This window comes from Nocardia barduliensis (assembly GCF_013315795.1).
GTDB classification, from domain to species: Bacteria; Actinomycetota; Actinomycetes; order Mycobacteriales; family Mycobacteriaceae; genus Nocardia; species Nocardia barduliensis.
The window spans coordinates 1-1,927 of the sequence record NZ_JABLTE010000246.1 but is presented as its reverse complement, the minus strand read 5'-3'; the positions used below and the strand labels follow the sequence as shown (position 1 = coordinate 1,927).

Below are 1,927 nucleotides of genomic sequence, written 5' to 3'. Positions count from 1 at the left end.
CCCCCGACCTCGTCGTCTTCCTGCCGCGCTGAAAGCGAGCTGCCCCGCATGCGAATTCCTCGACTGCTGATCATCGTCTTCGCCGCCATCGTCGTGGTGGTGATCGTCGTGTTCGTCGTGACCATCACCCGCGACGACGGCCCCTCTCAATCCGGCAGTACGACAACACGTCCGGCGCTTTCCTCCTCCGAGACCCGCCCCACGGGACTGACCGCGGACCTGTTCGGCAACCGGCTCGAGATTCCCGCGAGCGAGGCCGGGACCGCACTCGCGCAGGATCGCACCCGCCGGGCCGACCCTGGACAGCCGGACTACCTGGTGCACGCGCCTGCGGGCCTGCGCTGGCAACGGGGATGGGGCGGTGCGGCGCTGCCGGTCTCGACCGGCGACGGCCCGACCACGATCGCCGAGGGCATCGCCTCGGGTTTCGCGCACACCCCTCAAGGCGCCGGGCTCGCCGCTGCCGACGCGCTCGCCCGCGCGCTCGCAGCCCCCGAACCCACTTGGCAACAGGTCCTCGCGTTGCGCTATCACGGCGGCGGACAGGCCCTGGTCGACCGGTTCGCGCGCTCGCGGGCGCGCACCCCCGACGCCGCCCGCTACGTCACCGTGCCAGACGGTGTGCGCATCGCCGATGGATATAACCCCGACTACGCGGTCGTCGAATTTGCGACCCGCGACGGGCTCGGCTACAGGATCGCGCGCTGGCCGATGGCCTGGCTCGACGGCGACTGGCGCGTCGCGGTGCCCACCGAGATCGAAACCCTCTGGGGGCCAGGCACCTTCGTCGACTCGATGACCGGATTCGGTACATGGAAGGCCACCTCATGAACGACAGCCTCGTATTGGCGTCCCCGGCCGGCGGCGCCCGTCAGCAACTGCCGGTGCCCGGCGTCTGCGATATCCCCCTCGGCCCGCAGCAGGTGTGCGGCCAGGTCGGCCAGGTCGCGACCCAGGCGGTGGGCTCGGCCTGGGAGGACATGGTCGATTTCCTGATGTCGGGTTTCGGCCGCGGGGTGCGTTTCGTGATGGCCTGGTGGACCGACCTGCCCTCCCCGGTGCTGACCGGTCCCGGCGGCCAACCGGGCGCGGCACTGACCGCAGTGCGCGACTTCAGCGGCGGGCTCCAGGTCGTGTTCCTCACCGCCGGAATCATGTTCGCCGCCGCGCGGTTGGCCCTGGCCAAACGCGGTGGATTGGCCGGAGAAGCCCAGGAGAGCTTCCTGATGCTGGTGCGCGCCAGTTTCACCTCGATGGCCTTCGCGGTCCTGGTCACCACCGGTACCCGCGCGGGCGATGCCTTCTCGGAGTGGGTGATCTTCACCTCCAGCCACGGGGACTGGATGCGCGCGGTCGACCGGCTCACCGAATTCGACAAGGAAACCAACGCCGGGCTCGGCACCGGGATCCTGTTCGTGGTCGGGCTGCTCGGACTCATCAGCACCCTGATCCAACTGGTCATGTTGGTGATCCGCCAAGCCCTGCTGATCCTGGTCGTGGCGGTGATCCCCCTGGCTGCCGCGGCGTCGGGCACCGGTCCGGGATCGCAGTCCTACAAGAAACTGTTGTCTTGGTCGCTGGCGTTCGTGCTCTACAAACCCGTCGGGGCACTCGTCTACGCCATCGCCTTCACCGTGATCGGTGACGAGAAACAGACCGACCCGCAGCAGGTCCTGCTCGGATTGATCCTGCTGGTGATGAGCGTGATCGTGCTCCCGGCCCTAGTCCGGCTGGTCGCCCCGGCGGTGGCCACCCTCGGCGGGGGCGGCGGCGCAACCGCGGTGCTGGCCGGTGGCGCGGCGGGTATCGCCATGGGCTCGACCGGCGAGCGCGGCAGCGCCCGCAAGGTCAGCGAAGGCGAGAACGCGCCCAGCGGATCCGGCCCCGGCGACGCCTCCGGTGGTGGCGGTGGCGGCGGTGGTGGGGG

General features: G+C 70.1%; 2 protein-coding genes. Both read left to right on the top strand.

Annotated elements, in window-relative coordinates; translation table 11 throughout:
- Positions 1-48: 48 nt before the first annotated feature.
- Entirely contained in the window at positions 49-831 is a 783-nt protein-coding gene (locus HOV91_RS38965) for a DUF8175 domain-containg protein (RefSeq protein WP_051047470.1), read from the top strand.
- A partial coding sequence (locus HOV91_RS38960; protein ID WP_174190168.1) for a TrbL/VirB6 family protein occupies positions 828-1,927 on the top strand: 1,100 nt, incomplete at its 3' end. The genes HOV91_RS38965 and HOV91_RS38960, both read left to right, overlap by 4 nt.

Coding starts and splice junctions, on each gene's coding strand:
- HOV91_RS38965 (WP_051047470.1), top strand. CDS start 49: ATGCGAATTCCTCGACTGCTGATCATCGTCTTCGCCGCCATCGTCGTG.